At 38.0% G+C, this 20,357-nt stretch carries 16 protein-coding genes and 4 pseudogenes; 16 read left to right on the top strand and 4 right to left on the bottom strand.

The features are described 5' to 3' along the window. The 7 genes and pseudogenes from gatB to JCM14505_RS01600 all read left to right on the top strand — a co-directional run bounded on the left by gatB (position 1) and on the right by JCM14505_RS01600 (position 8,075). Positions 1–1,424: pseudogene (gene gatB, locus JCM14505_RS01640) on the top strand (Asp-tRNA(Asn)/Glu-tRNA(Gln) amidotransferase subunit GatB). A 12-nt stretch (positions 1,425–1,436) separates the two neighbouring features. After that, on the top strand, positions 1,437–2,444 hold the full coding sequence (locus tag JCM14505_RS01635) for a diacylglycerol kinase (RefSeq protein ID WP_054652422.1): 1,008 nt from the start codon (positions 1,437–1,439) through the stop codon (positions 2,442–2,444). Between the two features lie 60 nt (positions 2,445–2,504). Then, the gene (gene rlmD, locus JCM14505_RS01630; protein ID WP_054652420.1) at positions 2,505–3,881 is read left to right on the top strand and encodes a 23S rRNA (uracil(1939)-C(5))-methyltransferase RlmD; all 1,377 of its coding nucleotides are present in this window, start codon (positions 2,505–2,507) and stop codon (positions 3,879–3,881) included. 221 nt (positions 3,882–4,102) lie between these two features. Then, positions 4,103–4,519: a hypothetical protein gene (locus JCM14505_RS01625; RefSeq protein ID WP_054652418.1), complete on the top strand. Its 417-nt coding sequence runs from the start codon at positions 4,103–4,105 to the stop codon at positions 4,517–4,519. Between the two features lie 331 nt (positions 4,520–4,850). Beyond that, the gene (locus JCM14505_RS01615) at positions 4,851–5,804 is read left to right on the top strand and encodes a ketopantoate reductase family protein (RefSeq protein WP_054652414.1); all 954 of its coding nucleotides are present in this window, start codon (positions 4,851–4,853) and stop codon (positions 5,802–5,804) included. Positions 5,805–6,094: 290 nt separating this feature from the next. After that, positions 6,095–6,751, top strand: coding sequence for an IS3 family transposase (locus JCM14505_RS01610; RefSeq protein ID WP_225352216.1), 657 nt, complete (start codon positions 6,095–6,097; stop codon positions 6,749–6,751). A gap of 1,129 nt (positions 6,752–7,880) precedes the next feature. Next, positions 7,881–8,075, top strand: coding sequence for a hypothetical protein (locus tag JCM14505_RS01600; protein ID WP_156249810.1), 195 nt, complete (start codon positions 7,881–7,883; stop codon positions 8,073–8,075). Between the two features lie 464 nt (positions 8,076–8,539). On the opposite strand, the pseudogene JCM14505_RS01595 reads toward JCM14505_RS01600, so the two are convergent. The 4 genes and pseudogenes from JCM14505_RS01595 to JCM14505_RS09325 all read right to left on the bottom strand — a co-directional run bounded on the left by JCM14505_RS01595 (position 8,540) and on the right by JCM14505_RS09325 (position 11,767). Further along, positions 8,540–8,985: pseudogene (locus JCM14505_RS01595) on the bottom strand (YjdF family protein). A 701-nt stretch (positions 8,986–9,686) separates the two neighbouring features. Next, complete coding sequence (locus JCM14505_RS01585) at positions 9,687–10,796, bottom strand: acyltransferase family protein (RefSeq protein WP_054652406.1); 1,110 nt, start codon at positions 10,794–10,796, stop codon at positions 9,687–9,689. Positions 10,797–10,880: 84 nt separating this feature from the next. After that, positions 10,881–11,216, bottom strand: a complete 336-nt coding sequence (locus tag JCM14505_RS09330) for a LysR family transcriptional regulator substrate-binding protein (RefSeq protein ID WP_263848926.1) — start codon at positions 11,214–11,216, stop codon at positions 10,881–10,883. Between the two features lie 29 nt (positions 11,217–11,245). Continuing rightward, positions 11,246–11,767 (bottom strand): LysR family transcriptional regulator, encoded by a 522-nt coding sequence (locus JCM14505_RS09325; RefSeq protein WP_225352215.1) that lies wholly within the window; start codon positions 11,765–11,767, stop codon positions 11,246–11,248. An 88-nt stretch (positions 11,768–11,855) separates the two neighbouring features. Between JCM14505_RS09325 and JCM14505_RS01575 the strand changes: the two genes are divergently transcribed. The 9 genes and pseudogenes from JCM14505_RS01575 (at position 11,856) to JCM14505_RS01535 (ending at position 20,159) form a co-directional block, all read left to right on the top strand. After that, positions 11,856–12,794 (top strand): ACP S-malonyltransferase, encoded by a 939-nt coding sequence (locus tag JCM14505_RS01575; protein WP_225352214.1) that lies wholly within the window; start codon positions 11,856–11,858, stop codon positions 12,792–12,794. Continuing rightward, complete coding sequence (gene mdcA / locus JCM14505_RS01570) at positions 12,787–14,430, top strand: malonate decarboxylase subunit alpha (protein WP_054652402.1); 1,644 nt, start codon at positions 12,787–12,789, stop codon at positions 14,428–14,430. The genes JCM14505_RS01575 and mdcA overlap by 8 nt, the downstream gene beginning before the upstream one ends. Positions 14,431–14,448: 18 nt before the next feature. Next, positions 14,449–14,749: pseudogene (locus JCM14505_RS01565) on the top strand (malonate decarboxylase subunit delta). Next, entirely contained in the window at positions 14,739–16,406 is a 1,668-nt protein-coding gene (gene mdcD / locus JCM14505_RS01560) for a biotin-independent malonate decarboxylase subunit beta (RefSeq protein WP_054652400.1), read from the top strand. Before JCM14505_RS01565 ends, mdcD begins: the two are co-directional and overlap by 11 nt. Further along, positions 16,394–17,056 (top strand): malonate decarboxylase holo-ACP synthase, encoded by a 663-nt coding sequence (locus JCM14505_RS01555; RefSeq protein ID WP_054652398.1) that lies wholly within the window; start codon positions 16,394–16,396, stop codon positions 17,054–17,056. Before mdcD ends, JCM14505_RS01555 begins: the two co-directional genes overlap by 13 nt. Position 17,057: 1 nt before the next feature. Beyond that, positions 17,058–17,855, top strand: a complete 798-nt coding sequence (locus JCM14505_RS01550) for an alpha/beta fold hydrolase (protein ID WP_054652396.1) — start codon at positions 17,058–17,060, stop codon at positions 17,853–17,855. A 10-nt stretch (positions 17,856–17,865) separates the two neighbouring features. Next, positions 17,866–18,685 (top strand): annotated as a pseudogene (locus tag JCM14505_RS01545) (triphosphoribosyl-dephospho-CoA synthase). 87 nt (positions 18,686–18,772) lie between these two features. Then, on the top strand, positions 18,773–19,168 hold the full coding sequence (locus JCM14505_RS08880) for a cupin domain-containing protein (RefSeq protein ID WP_153010955.1): 396 nt from the start codon (positions 18,773–18,775) through the stop codon (positions 19,166–19,168). Between the two features lie 463 nt (positions 19,169–19,631). Beyond that, positions 19,632–20,159, top strand: coding sequence for a DUF4256 domain-containing protein (locus JCM14505_RS01535; protein WP_054652394.1), 528 nt, complete (start codon positions 19,632–19,634; stop codon positions 20,157–20,159). Positions 20,160–20,357 lie beyond the last annotated feature (198 nt).

Raw genomic sequence — 20,357 nt, 5'->3', positions numbered from 1 at the left:
ATGAATTTTGAAACGACAATTGGGTTGGAAGTCACGTTGAATTAAAAACTAACTCCAAGATTTTTAGCCCTTCGCCAGTTAACTTTGGGGCGGCAGCCAACGAAAACACTAACATGTTGGATTGGGGATACCCTGGGGTCTTACCAACGTTAAACAAGGGTGTGGTGAAAGCCGGGATTATGGCTGGGTTAGCCCTCCATGCGGAAATTAATCCAAACATGCACTTTGATCGGAAGAATTACTTCTATCCTGATAATCCGAAAGCGTACCAAATTACGCAATCCGAAACGCCAATTGCTCACGATGGTTGGGTGGAAATCGAAGTTGACGGCAAGAAAAAGAAGATTGGGATTGCTGAAATGCATATTGAAGAAGATGCCGGGAAGAACACCCACACCGGTCAATATTCATACGTGGACTTAAACCGGCAAGGGACGCCATTGATTGAAATCGTGTCTAAGCCTGATATCGCTTCACCTGACGAAGCGGTAGCGTACTTAGAAGCCTTACGGCAACGGATTCAATTTACGGGGATTTCCGACGTGAAGATGGAAGAAGGTTCAATGCGGGTTGATACCAACATTTCGGTGCGGCCATATGGGGCTAAGGAATTTGGGACCAAAACGGAAATGAAGAACATTAATTCCTTCAATTATGTGCGGAATGCGTTGAACTTTGAACAAGAACGGCATCAAAAAGTTCTCTTAGCTGGGGGGCAAATTGTTCAAGAAACACGGCGGTACGATGAAGCCACGAAGTCAACGATTTCCATGCGGACGAAAGAAGGAAGTGACGATTACCGTTACTTCCCTGAACCAGATGTGCCAGCCGTTCATGTTAGCGATGACTGGATTGCGGAAATTACGGCGGAAATGCCACAAATGCCAGGTGAACGGCGGGCTCACTATGTCAATGACCTTGGTTTAACGGATTATGATGCAATGGTCTTAACGCAAACCAAGGAAATGTCGGACTTCTTTGAAGCCACGGTTGCTGAAGGTGCGGATGCCCGTAAGGTAGCCAATTACTTAATGAACGACGTGAACAGTTACTTAAACACCGAACACGTTGATTTACCACAAACTAAGTTAACGCCAGCTAACTTAGCCGGAATGATTAAGTTAATCGATGATGGCACGATTTCATCTAAGATGGCCAAGAAGGTCTTCCAAGGAATCTTACAAGGGGAAGAACCAGCGGAATTCGCGAAGAAGAATGGCTTAGTTCAATTATCTGATCCAGCCCAATTACAACCAATTGTGGATGAAATTTTAGCTAATAACCCACAATCAATTGAAGACTTTAAGAACGGGAAAGACCGGGCGGTTGGTTTCTTAGTTGGACAAATTATGAAGCAAACCAAGGGAACGGCCAACCCTGGCGTGGTTAACAAGTTGTTAATGCAAGCCTTAAACGCACAATAGAGGTAGAAGTAGATGACGAAGCGAGCACGGATTATTTATAATCCAACATCGGGGCGCGAAGCCATTAAGCATGATTTAGTTGATATCTTAGCCGTGTATGAACAAGCCGGCTATGAAACGAGTGCGTTTGCTACGACGCCGGAACCTAATTCGGCCTTAAATGAAGCAGCTCGGGCCGTGCGGGAAGGCTTTGATTTAATCGTGGCTGCCGGTGGTGACGGGACGATTAACGAAGTCATGAATGGGATTGCCGGCTTTGAGCATCGCCCATTATTGGCCGTGATTCCGTCCGGGACGACGAATGATTATGCTCGGGCCTTAAAGATTCCCCGGGAAGATCCAGTTGGGGCGGCCCGCGTGATTTTAAATCCGGAGAATCGATTTAAAATTGATGTGGGGCAAGTTGAAGATCACTACTTTATGAACATTGCGGCGGCCGGAACGTTAACGGAATTGACCTATGAAGTTCCATCACAAATGAAGTCAATGTTTGGTTACTTAGCTTACTTTGCCAAGGGAACGGAATTGTTGCCACGGGTGAAGCCGGTCAAAGTCCGAGTGACATACGATGGCGAAGTTTATGAAGGTGATATTTCCACAATTTTATTAGCCTTAACGAATTCCGTCGGAGGCTTTGAACAAGTGGTGCCAGATGCATCATTGGATGATGGTAACTTCTCGTTGTTAATTGTGAAGGATAGTTCCCTTGCTGGCATGCTCCAAATTATGGCCAAAGCCTTGAAAGGAACCCACGTTGATGATGAGCGGGTGATTTACGTCAAGGCCAAAGATGTGTTGATTGAACCATTGAATGAAGCTGATCGCTTGATGATTAACTTAGATGGTGAATACGGTGGGGATGCACCAAAGCATTTCCATAATTTACATCAACATATTGAAGTGGTGGCCAATGTGGAACAAATTCCAACGAATGCGATTAGCAGTGAAATGACCCCCGAAATGAAACGGATGGAACAAGATTTCATTCGGGATGTTGATAATCATTTAGCGGATGAATAATGAAAAGCGGTTGGGTTTTGCAACAAAACCGGACCGCTTTTGTCGATTAAGGAGATTTGAATGAAAGTAAATTTACCAGTTCACCGGGGTGAGACCATCACGGGGACGATTGCGGATTTAACGTATCAAGGAAACGGGGTGTTAAAAGTCGCTCAATACCCAATTTTCGTGCCGGATACGTTGCCGGGGGAAAAAGTGGAAGTGCGGGTGACGAAATTAACCCAAAACTTTGCGTGGGGAATGCTAACGCAACGCTTAACCACGAGTCCTGACCGCGTGGAAAATGCCAACCAAATGTTTTTACAAACCGGGATTGCCCCGTTAGGACATTTGAAGTACCCAGCCCAATTAAAGTTTAAGCAAAAGTTAATTCAAGACTTATTAACTAAAGCCCACCTTGATTTAACGGTGGCGCCAACGCTCGGAATGGCGGCACCATACCATTACCGGAATAAAGCCCAAGTGCCCGTTCGTTACCAACGGGGGGCGTTACAAACAGGCTTCTATAAGCGTGGTAGTCATGATTTAGTGCCGATGGAAGATTTTTATATCCAAGATCCGGTGATTGACCAAACGATTGTTACGGTGCGGAATTTAATGCGGGACTTAAAGTTACGGGCATATGATGAAACGAAGCAAACGGGTGATGTTAAGCATTTAATGGTCCGGCGTGGCTATTACAGTCACCAAGTCATGGTGGTAATTGTGACACGGACATCAAAATTACCACACGCTAAGGAATTAGTGGCGGGCATGGTGGATCAAATTCCGGGAATTACGAGCATTATCCATAATGTGAATGCTAAAAATACGAATGTCGTGTTAGGACCGGAAAATCACGTTTTATGGGGCGAACCAACGATTCATGATCAATTGTTGGGGATTGATTTTACGATTTCACCATTATCGTTTTACCAAGTTAATCCGCAACAAACAGAAAAGCTTTACCAAGCAGCCATTGATGCGGCTGAATTAGATGGGACCCAAACGGTGATTGATGCGTACTGTGGGATTGGGACCATTTCGTTGGCGGTGGCGAAGCATGCGCAAAAAGTTTATGGGGTTGAAATAGTTCCGGCGGCGATTGAAGATGCCAAGTTAAATGCGTTACATAACCAGATTGAGAATGCTGAATTTGTGGTTGGTAAGGCCGAAGAACAAATGGCCAAGTGGCAAGCAGCCGGCTTAAAACCAGATGTCTTGATTGTTGATCCACCACGGAAAGGCTTGGATGAACAATTAATTGAAGCAGCCGGGAAAATGGCGCCCCAAAAGATTGTCTATGTTTCATGTAATCCCGCCACGTTAGTCCGGGACCTGCAACGATTAATGGAACAAGGTTATCGGGTAACGAAGCCAATTCAACCGGTTGATCAATTCCCACAAACGACGCATGTTGAGAGTGTGACGTTGCTGGAACGGACAGAAATCGATTAAAATTTGGTGAAGGGTTGGTAGGGTCGCGTTACATAAAGTGCGATTTAGGTCAACATAATGGGATATTTTAGATGCTTGTTTTGTGTTTAAAATGAGTAGATTTTAATGAAGTGACTTAGTCCAGGTGCTTTTTAACACACTCAAAAAGCAAGAGTGCAACTTTTTCGAAATAGATTTCAATGGTCTATTCGGGATTTGTACAAGGAAGATGTAATCTAAGAATGAATATTACCACAGGAATTAGTGTATTTTCGTTAATAATATCAGGATGTGCAGTATACTATGCTCGTTCAACAATTTTGAAAAATGATCTGAGGGGTAAATTAGCAATTAATTTGGAGGTATATGAAGGTAAAAAAAGTATCATCTATAAAGAAGTAGGCGTGGTAATTGATGGAAAGAAGCTTCACGTTAGAGTTCCACAATTAAGAATTTACGTAAATTCAGGGTCCATACAACGAACGTACATGCTCTTTCCGTATCCGATTAAAGGCGAAAATGATGATCATCCATACAAAAAGTTTGATGCTGTTCATGTGAATCTTGGTGATTTGGTTAATACAGTTAAATGGTCACCGGTAAAACAAAAGAAAGTACTTGTGGCGCCAAATAGTATTGAAGCATTGTGTCCTGAATAAAATGGTGGTTCAACGTATATGATGCACCTTATTTTAGGAATCGATGGATCATATCATTTAATCATGTTAGTATATAAAAATCTTTTAAGCGGTGAGGCTACTCTTGAGGTTTTTGATAAAGTTGATTATTTAAACTATTATGAAGTTAATAATCACACATATATGGAACGATTTCAGAGATGCATTGAATACTTAAGAAAAAAAACCATATAGAGATAGTTTAGGAATATGTACAAAAAAAAGCCCTGGGGTTAGAATAAAAATTGGACAAGGTAAAAAGAGATTCGAAATCGGTTATAATTAATACAAAGAACTAAAGGAGGATCTAAATTTGAAAATATGTATTTTAGGCTTAGGTGTGATAGGTACAACTTATGGATATGTATTTCAAAAAGCAGGACATCAGATTGAGCATTTAGTTAGGGAAAATAAAAAACAAAATGTTCCAGCAAAGCTGAATATAACTATATTAGACGGACGTTATAATAATAAGGGAGAAGAAAAAACAGATACATACACTGTAAATCTTGCAAAACCGGATACAAGTTATGACTTTATTCTTTTGAGTGTTTCACGCGGAAAAATAAAAGATGCTATAGCAACACTTTCGCAAAACAACATTACGGGAAGTTTGATATTATTCTGTAACTTTTGGAACAGTCGCAAAGAGATTGAAGAAATAGTAGGTAATTTTAAATACATTATAGGATTTCCTACTGCTGGTGGAAGTATGATACAGCAAGAGTTGAACTGTGTTCTATTTGACCATATAATGCTTGAAAGCAAGGAAAAAGCAAGCATTCCAAACTATAGAGATTTGATAGAACTTCTTAAATCTACAGACCTAAAAACAGAAGTTCCTTATGATATGGTGGAATGGATATGGATTCACATGGCAATAAATGCAGGTGTTACTTCTACTGCTGCACGAGCAGGAAAAATTGATGACCCAAAACAGCTTGCGATTAATCTTATGAGAGATTCCCACGCATTATCTATAGCAGTGAAATCGGTAAGAGAAACTGTTAAAGTAGTAAAAGCTAGAGGGGTCAATTTGAAATTATATAAAAATGAACTTCTTCCTTACAAAATACCTTCTGCTGTCGCAGGTATGATAATGAAACGAATGTTTGCAGGAAATGAGCTCACAAGCAGAATTATGACGTTACATAATGATGTAAAAGACATTATGTATGGATGTAAAAGTATTTATGATGCTGGGAAGCAAGAAAATTTGGATTTACCCTTATTTTATTCAAATATGGATAAAATCTTTAATAGATAAATTCGTAGATAAATTCAGCTTCATAAATCCCAGTTTGTCTAATTGAATAGAACAATTTTAGAAACAGTAAATCACAAAGGTTTGGGGTTAGAATTGGTTCTGGTAATTATGCCAGTGATATTGAAAAGAAAAACGCACGGTTAAAGCGTGAATTACGTGATGCCAAAGGAGCTATTGAAGTCTTAAAAAAACTATAAGGATTCTGGGGTAGCTGAGTGCAATGAGGTCATTTATGACATCGTTGGTAAAACTTGTAAAAAAAAGGACCGGAATATTCTTCAGCCTCTTGGGTGATTAAAAACCTAGACTTATCACGGTTAAATTACTATGACACCATTCGACGTCCTATACTTGAGTCCAAAAATCAAAAACAAGTCATTAAGAACGAAATTCTTAGAATTTGGAAGAAGTTTCGATGTGTTTATGGTGCGCCTAAAATTACCCAAGAATTAAGGAAAGCTGGGTATAATATATCGGTTAGGACAGTGGGATTATACATACGAGAATTAGGAATCAAGACCATTTACATCAAGCCATGGGTAGCTACTACACAAAATTCAAACTACTCTTCAAAGCTTATTAACCTACTTGATGAACAGTTTAATCCCGATGCACCAAACGCTGCTTGGTGTATTGATACGACGTATATTTCGACACGTAAGGGCTTTGTGTATCCTACATCTATCATGGATTTGTTTTCGCGCAAAATTATTGCCTGGGACCTGTCTGATAATCTTGAAGTAAGTAATGTTGTATCGCTTATTGGGCGAGCTAAGCGCAGGCGCAACGTAACTCGTCCGCTAATTATGCATAGTGATCGTGGTAGCCAGTTTACATCAACGGCTTATATGGCTGCAACATGTGGATTTACCTTGTCTTACTCTAAGAAGGATTATCCATGGGACAACGCTTGTATCGAGTCATTTCATGCGCTTATTAAGCGATAATGGTTAAATTAATTCAACATCTATAGTTATCACGAAGCTCGGCGGTTGGTTTTTGAGTACATTGAAACTTTTTACAACACTGTCAGAATTCATAGCCATTGCGGATTTAAATCGCCAAAAACGTTTGAGGAAGATTGCCAATTAAAGCATTATAAATTACAAGCTGCATAGTCACAAAAGTCTCCATTTAATTTGTACATTTTATTGACAGGGGACCAAATTTAGTTTGTTAATTATAGTAACGTTATTGAATTAGTTATCTTGATTTGTTATTAATATATTAAATATCCATAGGTGACGTTGCCTATTTAGGCCTTATTAGTAATACCATTTATAAAAATTGGGAGATAAGGGGAAAGTTATGCTGGTTGTCATTGATAGTTAATTGTTTATATTTGAATATACTGATAATTATCTGCAAAAAGTTAAAGATATTGTGATGGGAAGGTATAAGTAGATTGAACTCGAATGATACATTGGACGGAAATGGTGCAGAAAAAATACCATTTTTTTTATGGTGACACTTCCAAATATGACAATGAGTATAAAACTAAACAGGGATTTAGATAGTGATGACAGAGAACTTGCACATACTTTTGCATAAACTTTGGGGTTATTAAATCAGTTAGTTCATATTTTCTATATTGGTAATGATGCACATGATTATTTAATATTCAGTATTAATCGACTAGAAAATACGGTCGAATCTCATACCCATGTGGCTAGGGCAATAATTGACTTCCTCTCGGATTCTAGACTGATTATTAATTATTTAGAAAATTGGACCAAAAGTAATTTAAGCTCTGAATATTATCAAAAATGGCTTGAATTTGAGCATGGGATGTTTGATCGATTCGTGTCTTATAGAATTGGATATCATCTTAGGAATATAGCGCAGCATAAAATATTTATTATTGGTAAAATTAATGAACACATAGTTGATAATGGCAAATTAAAAAAAGGATATTTATCTCAACAAATCAGTACTGGATAATAATTTCTATCACAAAACAAAAACATCAGCTAACTTTTTTTGAAAATGATAGGAACCTGTCAATAATGCCGCATTTAGAAAATTATTTTTTAGGAATTCAGTATCTATATCTAGATGCAGGTAGAAAATTCTTTGATGAAAACAAAGAAAAAAATAAATCAAATGATTAAATTGTGTGAATCAAAAGGCTATAGTTCCAGGATTTATCATGGGGTTACAAATAGTAAAAAGATTAACGAAAATAATTGGGATGTTGATGCGTCAGAAATTATCACTGTGCCTAAAATTGTTGATGTGCTGAAAATATTAAATGAGGAAAAAAATAGCTAATATCAACTTTAATATTAAAGGTATTTCATGATTATAAAAAATACACATATCACTGTTCAATATAGATAAGTTTTCCCACAAACCAACAAAATCCGTGAACTACTATCCATCACTAAAATCCTTCAAGATTCAACATTTTAGATTCGAGTAAACGGATGTACTGCTTTTAGTTGGATAGCCCAAACCGCCTTAACTAGCGGTTAATTAAGAATGTGTAATTGATCAACTGATCTCGTGGCATGTTGAGATCGTAACGGTGCTTGAACGTACAGATGAATAGCCTGAAAACGCCAGTGTTATGGTATTATGAATAGATTAAAAGTGTACGGATTCCTCTTTTGACAATTGGAATTAGTACACTTTTTTGCTTTCCAAGTTGGTAGGAAGTTTTGTTTTACGATTCTAGCTAATTGAGGTACTGAAACTAGATATCAACTTTTTTAGGCAAAAATAAAACATGGTCGTCAATAGTAACGACCATGCATAACATTAATGACCACGATGTTTTTTTTGCGATGCTTAGCTACTCGTTTTTGGTAACGAAGCTCTTGTGCTAATTGTTTTTCAGTAGTGTGTTTTGCTTTACGTAACCTTTTTCGTTCCTCAAATTGGTTTTGTAGGGTACTTTGGGCTTTAGTACTAATGCCATGAGACCGCATTGTCCGATTGGCTAATCGTTGGGCACGTTTGGGTTAATGTGTTTCGTAACGATTGGCGTTCCGTTTGGTTCATGATGAAAATGAAATCGTTGATAATCCTGATTTACCAGTTTTAGGATTAATGACATCTTTGGTATTGAACTGCCAAGGGTAACGGATGCAACTGAATAGTTAACATCATCATGACATTCTAAAATAGCTTTGTAAAAACTACCATCAAAAATAATTGTTAGACAAGATTGAGTAACCATCATGTCCCCTCCTTAAATTAGACTAAGAAAGTGGGACATCCTGGAGGGAAGGATACTGATCAGTGGGTACTGATGTTCGGACTACCAACCGAACCGTGTTTTTACTTTCCTATGTATAATAACACAGTTTTTTAATAGTTTAACTTTAAAATTATTTTTATTTTTAAGGAAGGACTTACCCTGAAAAATTACTATCGAGCATTGCATATTATCGGTAAGTTTAGGAAACAAATGAAACCGGACATTGATAATATTTTTCCACCCAAAACCGGTCATCAAATCACAAAATTAGCGACGAAATTTAGGGATCAAATAATTTTTGGACGGTCTGATGTCATGAATGGTTTGGGAATTAAAGCGTCGCGAGCTTCAGAATTATTAAGAGTGATGTTGGTGCACCAGGTTATTAAACCAGTTACCGGTCACGGAAAAGGTAAGTATATTTTTTTCGGGATTTAAAGTAATAAAATGCCACCCAGTTAGTTTTTGACTAACTAGGTGGCATTATTGGTTACTATTTTGTTTTAAAATACTTAAGGTCTTTTTGGTGTACCTAAATTTGAACATTTGTAATCAAATTTAAAATCGACAAGTTTAAAATAGTTAAGTTATTAAAAACTTATCGCTTATGTATCAAAGTTTTACTTGACTAGTGGTAGAACAAGCGTTACTTCTGAAAAAAATCAGAAGTAGCGCCTTTTTTACCTTAAAATCAACGTCTTCGCTTTCATCCACCAGACATGTAAGCAATACGCAGAAGTAAATGACAGAATCCAGGTTAAAATCCATGTGCCAAATAGGGTTAAGATTGGATGATAAGTGGCATGATATTGCATATTAAGTCCGCGCCAGATTAATTGATTCCAAAAAACATTAGACAGATATGCACGATAGGCATAAGTGGCTAAGAAGTGGAAAACGTTTAAACTAGTCTGTGAATTCTTCCGCACTTGATGCAAGCAAAATGCGGAAACTAGCGCAATAACTGCCAAACAGTAGAGTGTCATTGAAGGCTTGTAATATGGTGCATTGTTTAAGTTGATTGGATGACCAAACTTTTGTAATTCAATGTTAGTCCAAATGAAGCAGCCAACAAATGCGATTGCGATTAGCCACCAGAACTTAGTGACTAACCGATTGTATTGACCGCGCAATTGCCAGGCTAGCATACCATATACACCATAAATAAAGAATGAAATGAAAATACGATCTAGCAGATACCAATCATGTTCGTGTACGCCGTGGAAGACGTAATAATCATAAAACCAAAGCCAAGCAAAATAGAGTACAAAAGTGATAACTGCGACCCAAATTCCGCGTGTTAAGTTGTGTCCTACATAGCGGCTTAATCCCCAAAAGATTGGCATCAAAATAATAAATTGCAGCATCATCGTGTTGTACCACAAGTACGGTGCCGCATTACCATTGATAAAGTGCCAGCAGAATGAGCCAAAGTTATTGAATTTATTAACCTGTTGCAACCATGGCATTCCCAATAAATAAATTAAAGTCCACCAGATGGTCGGAACAAATAAGTTCGACCAATTACTCCGCATGTGCTTTTGATAAGAAAAATTGCCTTGCTCATCATTAGTTCGAATAGTGGTATACAGAATCCCAAAAATAAAGGCTGGAGCAGTGTATTTAACCAGATTGTAGAAAACACCAAAGATGTCTTGTATATTAGTTGACTGATTCGCGCCCATGATCATTGACATGATCGGCTGTGACATCACAGCCGTACAAGCAAATACTTTTAAATAATCACCAATATCAGCCGTGTGATAACTTTTAAACTGATATCTTTTCATATGAAGCCCTCTTTTCTTTTGAATTGTGAGGTCCAAAAGAAGTTCAAGTTTAATTTACCGGTTTTTTTTCAAAAATGCAAAGGGTTAATTAAAAATTATTGTTGAGCATGCTCTCGTTCTTGTAAAAAAAACATTGGCTATTTCGTTGCTAAAAAGGCGTTGTGCATCAGTCAAATTGTGATGAGGCGAGTTTAAATAAATTGTGCGATGAGGTGTTTCTGGATAAATATGAATTTTAGTAATATTTTGTGTTTCAAAATCCTGCCAGCTAATAGCGGGGATAAAACCTATTCCGATTCCGTTAGCAATTAGCTGCCGTACCGTTGCGGGTTCATCTGATTGATATTGATAATTGAGCATAATATTATGAGCGATTAAAAATTGGTCGATAGTTTGCTGCAGTTCGGCTTCTTTATCCAAACCAACAAAAACATATTTTTCTAAATCTTTTAGCTCAATAAAATCCCTGTTAGGAAGGCTTCCTTTTTGGCCCCAATTAGTAATTCCTCAGTAGTGATGGGGATGCTATTAAAGTTAGGGATCTTAGTAGTGGAAATAATAAAGTCAAATTGCTCTAAATCTTTGGCGAAAATATTTTTTTGATGAATATTCAAGCTAATGTTGGGTAATACTTCCTGCATTCGTAAAATTATTTTAGAAATTAAAGGCGAAGCTACAGTAAATAGAACATTCAATGGGCTTTGATCGATATTTTTAGAACCTTGAACAGCCTTAATTCCTCTATCAAGTAGATTTAAGCTATCAGAAACGTAAGAATAGAAAAGTTTACCTTGTTGATTCAATTTAATCGTTCTACCTTCGCGGTCGAATAGTTTAACGTCAATTTCTTCTTCAAGTTGCTTGATAGTTTTGCTGACGGCAGATTGGCTGACATAAGCTTCTTTAGCAGCTTCAGTAATTGAACCGAGAGATGCCACAGAAATAAAGTATTTTAATGTAGTTAAGTTCATTTTGATCACCTAATTCATAACTATTTGGTTAAGTATTATTCTGTTTATATATTATAAATTATCATTCAAATGATTTAAACTAAAAATAGTGAGATCCAAAGAGGTGATTATTTTGCGAAGCTTGTGGTTATTCCCAGGTCAGGGGGGTCAACATGCGGGGATGCTTGATCAAGTTAACCAGCAATTAAAGGAACAAGTGGAAAAATGGACGAATGTTAAGTTAGTTGATACGGCTGATGCTTATCAAGATTCTGTTCAAATCCAGCTTAGTATTTTACTTTTACAGATTGATCAAGTTGATCGATTGCAAAAGTTAGACTGGAATCCAACTTTGGTTGCTGGGCATTCCTTGGGCGTTTTTGCTGCTGCTTATGCCGCAAAGGTAATTAGCAAGGAAGATGTTTTTAAGTTAGTTGCTCTTAGAGCCAAGCTAATGCAGGAATGTTATCCCGAAGGTTACGGCATGGGTGTCGTAGTTGGCTTAAGCAGATCAGAAGTAAAGAAACTGGTTGCTCAGGTGCATTCGGAGACTAATCCAGTTTATATTTCTAATCAAAATTCAGAAATGCAAAATACCGTTTCAGGTAAGATTAGTGCGATCGAAGAAATGCTTGAATTAGCGAAAGAAAATGGTGCATCGAAAGCAAAACTTTTGCATGTGCCCAATCCATCACATTCGCCATTAATGCAAAAGGCAGCAGATCAATTGAATGCTTTTATTAGCACACTAGATCTGCATAAGCCAAGTTGTATTTATTTGGCTAACTACAATGGTCATGCGGTAAAGAATTTAGAAGACATTACTTATGATTTAGGTAATAACCTAATTTATCCAGTATTGTGGGAAACAATGATGCAAGTTGCGCTTGAATATCAGCCAACTAGTAGCTGTGAGTTTTCACCTGGAACAGCTTTTACAAAGCTATTAAAAGCTAAGACGGATCAACTGAACATCGTGACATTATCAACGATGTTGGTTGATGATGCAGATTATTTATTTAATAAATGGGAGAAAAATAATGACTGAAGAAAAGAATTGGCATACTCATCGAGATGCAAAGAATGCACGTTTAGCAAGTGCCAGTTCATTATTGAACGGCAAATTTGCTAAAACTAAAGATGTTGTTGAAGTATTGAATGCTTTGATTAAGCCGGGAGACAAGGTAGTGCTTGAAGGTGACAACCAAAAGCAAGCTTCATTCTTGTCAGAAGCATTAACCAAGGTTGATCCAGAACGTGTTCATGATTTACACATGATTATGTCTAGTATCTCACGTCCCGAACACCTTGATATTTTTGACTTAGGAATTGCTTCAAAGATGGACTTTTCATTTGCCGGTCCTCAAAGTACACGTGTATCACAAATGATTGCGGACGGAACAATGACTGTTGGTGACATTCATACCTATCTTGAATTGTTTGGTCGTTTATTCATTGATTTAATCCCAAACGTGGTTTTAGTAGCTGCAGACAAGGTTGACCATGAGGGTAATCTTTATACTGGGTTTAACACTGAAGAAACACCAACAATCGTTGAAGCTGCAGCATTCCACGATGGAATCGTCATTGTTCAAGCTAATGAAGTGGTAGATAAGTTGCCACGTGTTGATATTCCTAGCGATTGGGTAGACATCGTTATTCCAGCGGATAAACCATATCAACTAGAACCATTATTTACACGTGATCCACAAGCAATTACTGAATTGCAAATCTTGATGGGAATGATGGCCATTAAGGGAATATATGCTAAACACCATGTTCAAACCTTGAACCACGGTGTCGGTTTTAACACTTCTGCAATTGAACTTCTTTTACCTACTTACGGTGAACAATTGGGACTTAAGGGTAAGATCTGTCGCAACTGGGAATTAAACCCAACTCCAACTTTGATTCCAGCAATTGAAAGTGGCTGGGTTCAATCTGTCCATTCATTTGGTGGTGAAGTCGGAATGGAAAAATATATTGCCGCTCGTCCTGACATCTTCTTTGTTGGTAAAGATGGTACAATGCGTTCTAACCGTGCTTTAGGTCAAGTTGCTGGGCAATATGCGCTTGATATGTTCGTAGGTTCAACTTTACAAATTGATCAATGGGGTAATTCTTCAACTGTTACTAACGGTCGTTTGTCTGGTTTTGGTGGTGCTCCTAACATGGGTTCTAACCCAACTGGTCGTCGTCACTCAACTCCAGCTTGGCAAAGCTTGAAGCCAGATGATGATCCATTAGCTAAGGGTCAAAAGTTGGTTGTACAAATGGTTGAAACTTTTGGTTCAAATAAGAAGCCGGTCTTTGTTGATCACTTGGATGCCGAAAAAGTTAGAAAAGAAGCTAAGTTGGCTAATGTACCAATCATGATTTACTCAGAAGATACCACTCATATTGTGACTGAGGAAGGGATTGCCTACCTTTACAAGACTGACAGCATGGAAGAAAAAAAGGCTGCTATTGAGGCAATTGCCGGTGTAACTCCAGTTGGTTTGCGTTCAAATCCAAAAGAAGTAAAGCGGTTGCGTGAAAAAGGTATTGTTGCTTTGCCAGAAGATTTAGGCGTACGCCGTGAAGATGCTAAGCGTTCACTTCTTGCAGCTCAAACCATGGATGACCTTGTTGAATGGTCACATGGTCTTTACAATCCACCTGCAAAATTTAGATCTTGGTCATAATTTAGGAGGTAAAAGAGAATGGAAAAATTACATTTTGAATATCAAAATTCTACACCTGTAAAAAAAATTCGCACATGTTGGGGTAGTTGCCTCCGGTGATCTAGAAATTTTAGTTTATCCAGCAGATGGAGATAAGACAATGCTAGACATTACTACTGGTAGCGATGGTTTCGGCAAAGTTTGGCAAAATGTCTTAAATCGTTTCTTTGCCCGCTACCCATTAAACGGTAAATTTATTGTGCATGATTTTGGTGCAACCCCTGGTGTTGTTAACTTGCGTTTGACTCAAGCAATGGAGGCATTAAAAGATGAAAAATAGTTTTGTTGAATTAAATGCCCGGCAACGTGCATTTGCATTAGTTGATGAAAATTCTGGTCGTGAATTAGTCGGTCCAGAATATGATATGATTTCACCTCACCTTGAGCCACAGAATATCGTGCCTGAAAGTGATGACGGGATTATTTTAGTTAAAGGTAAGCTTAACGGCAAAGACGTGGTTGTTATTTCAATCGAAGGTAAGTTCCAAGGTGGTGGTATCGGAGAGGTTTCCGGTGCTAAAATCGTTGCTACTTTGGAAGAAGCCTTAGATGATAACAAGAATGGTAAAACTATTTATCCAATCATTGTTTTGGATACTGGTGGTGTACGTTTGCAAGAAGCAAATTATGGGCTTTTATCAATTTCTGAAATTCAAAATGCTGTCATTGCCTTAAAGAAGTATGTTCCTGTTATCGGTTTAGTTCCAGGTAGAGTGGGTAGTTTTGGCGGTATGTCAATTACTAGTGCTGTTTTGTCATATCTTATTACTACCCAAAAAGCTAGAGTTGCTTTGAACGGTCCGGAAGTTATCGAACAAGAAGCTGGCGTACGTGAATTTGATTCTAGCGATAAAGATTTAATCTGGGATACTTTAGGTACTCGTCAAAGAGTAAAGACTGGTATTGCTGACGAATTAGTTGAAGATGACGTCGAAACTATCAGAACTTCAATTTCTGAAGCTATCGGTCAAAAGAAAGATGCTCACAGAACAGATAAGGCTGATTTCTATTTGACTTTGCTTGATAAGATTGATTTTTCTAAGCCTTTGACTACTGCGGAATATCGTAAAATTTTTAGCGAAACTAAGGCTGAAAAGCACGAAATTACTGCAACTGTTGCTAGTGATACTCCAGTTGACAAGAGTCGTGGTCGTTTATGGTTTGAAAAATTGACTGGCATTAAGAATGCTAAGTCAGAATATCCAACGGTTTTAGCAGCTGAAGTTGATGGAAAAGAATATATTGCCATCGTTCCTGATAAGAATAACCGTTTCCCACGTGTACGTAATGGTGAAGTGGGTTTGCAAGAAGGCTTTGTCATTTCTAAGATCGTTAATAAGATTGTTGAAGAAGACAAGGATAAAGAAGTTAAACGTCCAATTATTTTGATTGTTGATGTACCGAGTCAGGCTTATGGCTATAAGGAAGAGTTAATTGGTATTCACATTGGTTTGGCTTCTAGTGCTGCTGCATATGCTAAGGCACGTCAAGCTGGGCACCCAGTAATTGATTTTATTCCTGGGGATGCCGTTTCAGGTGGCTTTTTGGCTCACGGCTTGCAATCTAACAGAATAATTGCTTTAGCTGATAAATCCATTACTATTCAAGCTATGTCTAAGGCATCAGCTGCTCGTATCACCCAAAGAACGATTGCAGAACTTGAGGAAGCTACTAAGCATGTTCCCGCAATGGCATACGATATCTTTAATTATGAAAAATTAGGTGCTTTATACAAATTAGTTCACGATGTTTCATCTTGGGATGCTAATGACGATGCAGTTAAAGAAGTTCATGATTTAATCGATGAAGCAATTGCAAGTACTAAGGGTCAGCCAACTGATTTACACTTCCGTTATGAAACTCCAATTGCCATTGAAAGTGGACGTAAGGCCACAATTAAGATGCGTGGAATGGTTGATGGTCAATGGGAAAAATAACTAATATTTGGCCGCATGATTTATTAACTTTTGCTAATAACGATGACTTAATATTAGAAGAGAATCCTTTACCTAAATGGGCAAAGGATTCTTTGTCTAAAGCTAAAATTGTTGTGGTCAGACGCGGCATAGTAAAAGATGCTTTAATTCCGGTGGGTTTACGCGGTTACGAGCGCAATCAGCGCTTAGCTGGCTATTTAAAAGGGTCTAATGTGGTTAAACACTATCATCCTGATTATTTTATTAAGCATGAATCTTGGCGAGATTTACCAATTGAAAGACAGAAGCTGATTGCTGTTCAGGCATTGATTAAAATTGCATCGCTTTTAACTAATTATCAGTGGGGTATTAGTGGTTCACTTGCTTACGAAATGGCGACTGGCATTAAGATGGTTAAGGAGAGTTCTGAACATATCAGTGACTTGGATTTGATTATGCCGGATTTACCTAAAATGAGTGTAGATGAGGCTAAAAAATTCTTGGCAAATCTAAACCAATTTGGTACGCATGTAGATGTGCAAGTGATTCATGGGGGAAATGGTTTTTCATTAGAAGAATATTCTTTAGGTCGTGACCAACAGATTTTAATTAAAACTGCAACTGGGCCCATTCTAAGTAAGGATCCATGGCAAGCGATTAAAGAGGAATAAAATGGATTTTGTAACTAGTGATGGAATTAAGATTGATTATCAGATAAAAGGCACAGGAAATCCCATTATTTTTGTGGCTGGTTTTGGTGGCTATCAGGAAGTATGGACCGAGCAGGTAGATTATTTTGTTCAGATGGGCTATCAAGTGATTACATATGATCATCGCAATTTTGGTTCCAGCCAAAGAACGACGCAAGGTCATACTTTGCAACGCTTAACAGATGATTTGATCGAATTAGTCCAGCATTTAGGCATTAAGCAATCAGCTTTCGTTGGACATTCCATGGGTGGCAGTTTACTTTATGATCTAATTAAAACAGCGCCTGAATTGATTAAGTTGGTAGTTGTAGTTGATCAGACACCTTATATGCTAAATACGTCCGATTGGCAGTACGGTTTTATGAATTACACGCTGGATAATTATCTGACTGAAGCTAAAGAAGAGCCACAGGTACATGAAACTCTCAATGGATTAAGCAGTAATGTAACTTTTGCACTCGATAAAGCGAGAGTCGAGCATCCCTTCAGTAGAGCTGACAATTTTGATTTGTTATGTGAACATATCAAATATGATTGGAGAGATATTATCAAGAATAGTTCAGTACCAATTGATGTGATTGCAGCTGTGCAAAGTCCATATTATGATGCGGATTTTGCTAAGTGGATGACTATGGTCAATCGTTCTATTAAGACAGCTTTAGTTGATAATTGTGGTCATGATATTATGGCTGAAGTACCTGATCGTTTTAACCAGATTCTGCGACATTTCTTATTAAGTAATCGCTATTTAAGTAATTAGAAAGAACAAAATGGCAATAGAAAAAATTACTCGCAATGCTTTGAAGTCATTGCTGTATGAGGTAGTCACTAATCCTAAACCGGGATTGGTAGATCCGGTTGATGTAGGGCCGCATCCTGATATGGATGTTTATTTATTCATTGATAGTAGTTTAAGCCTATCTGATTATTTTAACCAGGCTGCTAAAATAGGATCTACATTTAGTGGAACAGATTTAAAACAAATGTTTGAAATGCTGCGTCAGGCAGGAATAGAAGCTGAAAAAACAATGTTTAATGCTACTGACCATGTAAATACTCATAAAGGAGCAGTTTTTTTCATTAGGTTTATTTGTCTGTGCTAGTAGCTATTGTCAAAAAAATGATCGCGATGAATTCATAGTTATTCAAGAAATGACTAAAGGATTAGTTAAGCGTGATCTAGGACAAAAGCAAGAGACGGCTGGTGAAAAACAATTTTTGCAATATGGCAAGGGCGGTGTTAGAGCAGAAGCTGAAGCCGGTTATCCGTTAGTGCGAGATATTTCATTACCATTTTTAGCTCAAAGTCATGGTGAATTGAATACGCGCTTGCTGGATACCTTGATGAAGATAGTAAGTGAGATTGAAGATTCTAATTTAATTAAGAGAGCAGGTAACCTTGAAGTGATTACCTGGGCACATGAACAGGCAAAAACATACTTGAATCTAGGTGGCTACGGTACGTCAGCTGGCAGACAGTTTATGCAGCAGCTCAATCAAACTTTTAAAAAGAAAAACTATAGCTTAGGTGGTAGTGCAGATTTGTTGGTTATTACGATTTTTATGGCACTGCAACGTGGAATAATTTAGTGTTAAGTCGTCTAACTTGGTTATTTTTCAAAAAGGAATCATACTGGAAGTGAAAAAGTTAGCTTATCATGAAAGCATGGATATGCCATGGACGATTATGTAATTGATTTTGATTCATTAAGTTACTTGAAGCCTGAAACTTTAGCTATTATGAAGTTACTGGTAAAGAAATATAATAAAAGTAAAGACGATGATGTTCTGCAGGATGGCGTAGTTGTTAGCTTTAATGAGTTGGCTAAGGCAGCTAAGATACTTCTCTGCGTAGCCGGTGAGGGTTGGTATCAGGAGAAAGGAAAACCCGATCAGCTACTAAAGCCCGGTTATGTGGTAAACATCTCGACTGAGGTGAAACACTGGCATGGTGCAACGAAGAACAGTTGGTTTTCTCATATCGCTCCTGGAGTGGATGATCCGAATGCCACTGTCACTTGGTGTGAGCCTGTGACGGAAGAGGAATACGATAAACTGGAGAATCAGAGATGAAAGCATCAAACCAGTTACCGGTCACGGAAAAGGTAAGTATATTTTTCGGAATTTAAAGTAATAAAATGCCACCCAGTTAGTTTTGGACTAACTAGGTGGCATTATTGGTTACTATTTTGTTTTAAATTAGTATGATCAGTTACTTCAACGAAACGAAGATACAAATGTCGATTATTTCGGATTAATCTTGGTAGTTAGCCTTTAAATCGATAACGAGGAGGGCAACACTATAATGCGTTAGAGGAATATTTAGTAGAATTTTTACCATATCACATGGCAACGATTTTTATTAGCTCACGATGTAGTTGACCAAAAATGGGTGAAAAATTTTCGGTATCAATTAAAAGACGAATTGATACTAGCCGAAAGTGGAATTGATTATTAAATAGTGTGCTTTTAGTAATAAGTATTGTAAAATTAATTTCGTTAATATGATGGAATATTTTTAGTGATAGGTGACTTAATGATTGAAATTAATCAACAAGAATTTTTAACGACTTTGCAACAACGGTTAACCGAACGACACCCAGAAATTGATTGGACAGCAGTTCAAACAGCCCTGTTGCTTGATCAGCAATGGGAAGTTTTAGCGCGGATGGAAGCGACTGGGGGCGAAGTTGATCTTGTAAATGAAACGGATGATACCTACGTCTTCTTTGATTGTGCTGAGGAATCACCTGTTGACCGGCGCGCGGTTTGTTACGATGAAGCAGCATTAGCGGCACGTAAGAATGCAACATCGATGGAACAATTGTCTAATGAAATTGGAGCAGCCGTGCTAACTGAAGAAGATTATCAGTTTTTGCAGACGCTAGGGGATTTTGACCAAAAGTCCCAATCATGGTTAGCAACGGACCCGGCATTTCGTCAACATGGGGATGCGTTATTTGGCAGTAAACGCCATGGCCGAACCTTTGCCTATTATAATGGGGTGCAATCATATTATAGTAATCGTGGTTTTCGGTGTAAGTTCACCGTAAATAAGGGATAAGTTAATTGTTGATTAATGATCAAACTGGTACGGTTGAAGTACCAGTTTTTTAATCTAGTAGGAAATGAAAGGGGCAGAATCGCTATACGGAGAGGAACAAGTAAAACAAACCATATTTTTTTATAAAAAGGTATTGCAAATTAACTAAGTAGGGAGTAATATAATATACAGTCATTACGAATGATTAATTCGTTTGAT

The sequence above is a fragment of the Limosilactobacillus equigenerosi DSM 18793 = JCM 14505 genome, from assembly GCF_001311375.1.
Taxonomy (GTDB): domain Bacteria; phylum Bacillota; class Bacilli; order Lactobacillales; family Lactobacillaceae; genus Limosilactobacillus; species Limosilactobacillus equigenerosi.
The sequence above is the reverse complement of the archived record's forward strand: the minus strand, read 5'-3'. Positions and strand labels throughout refer to the sequence as shown.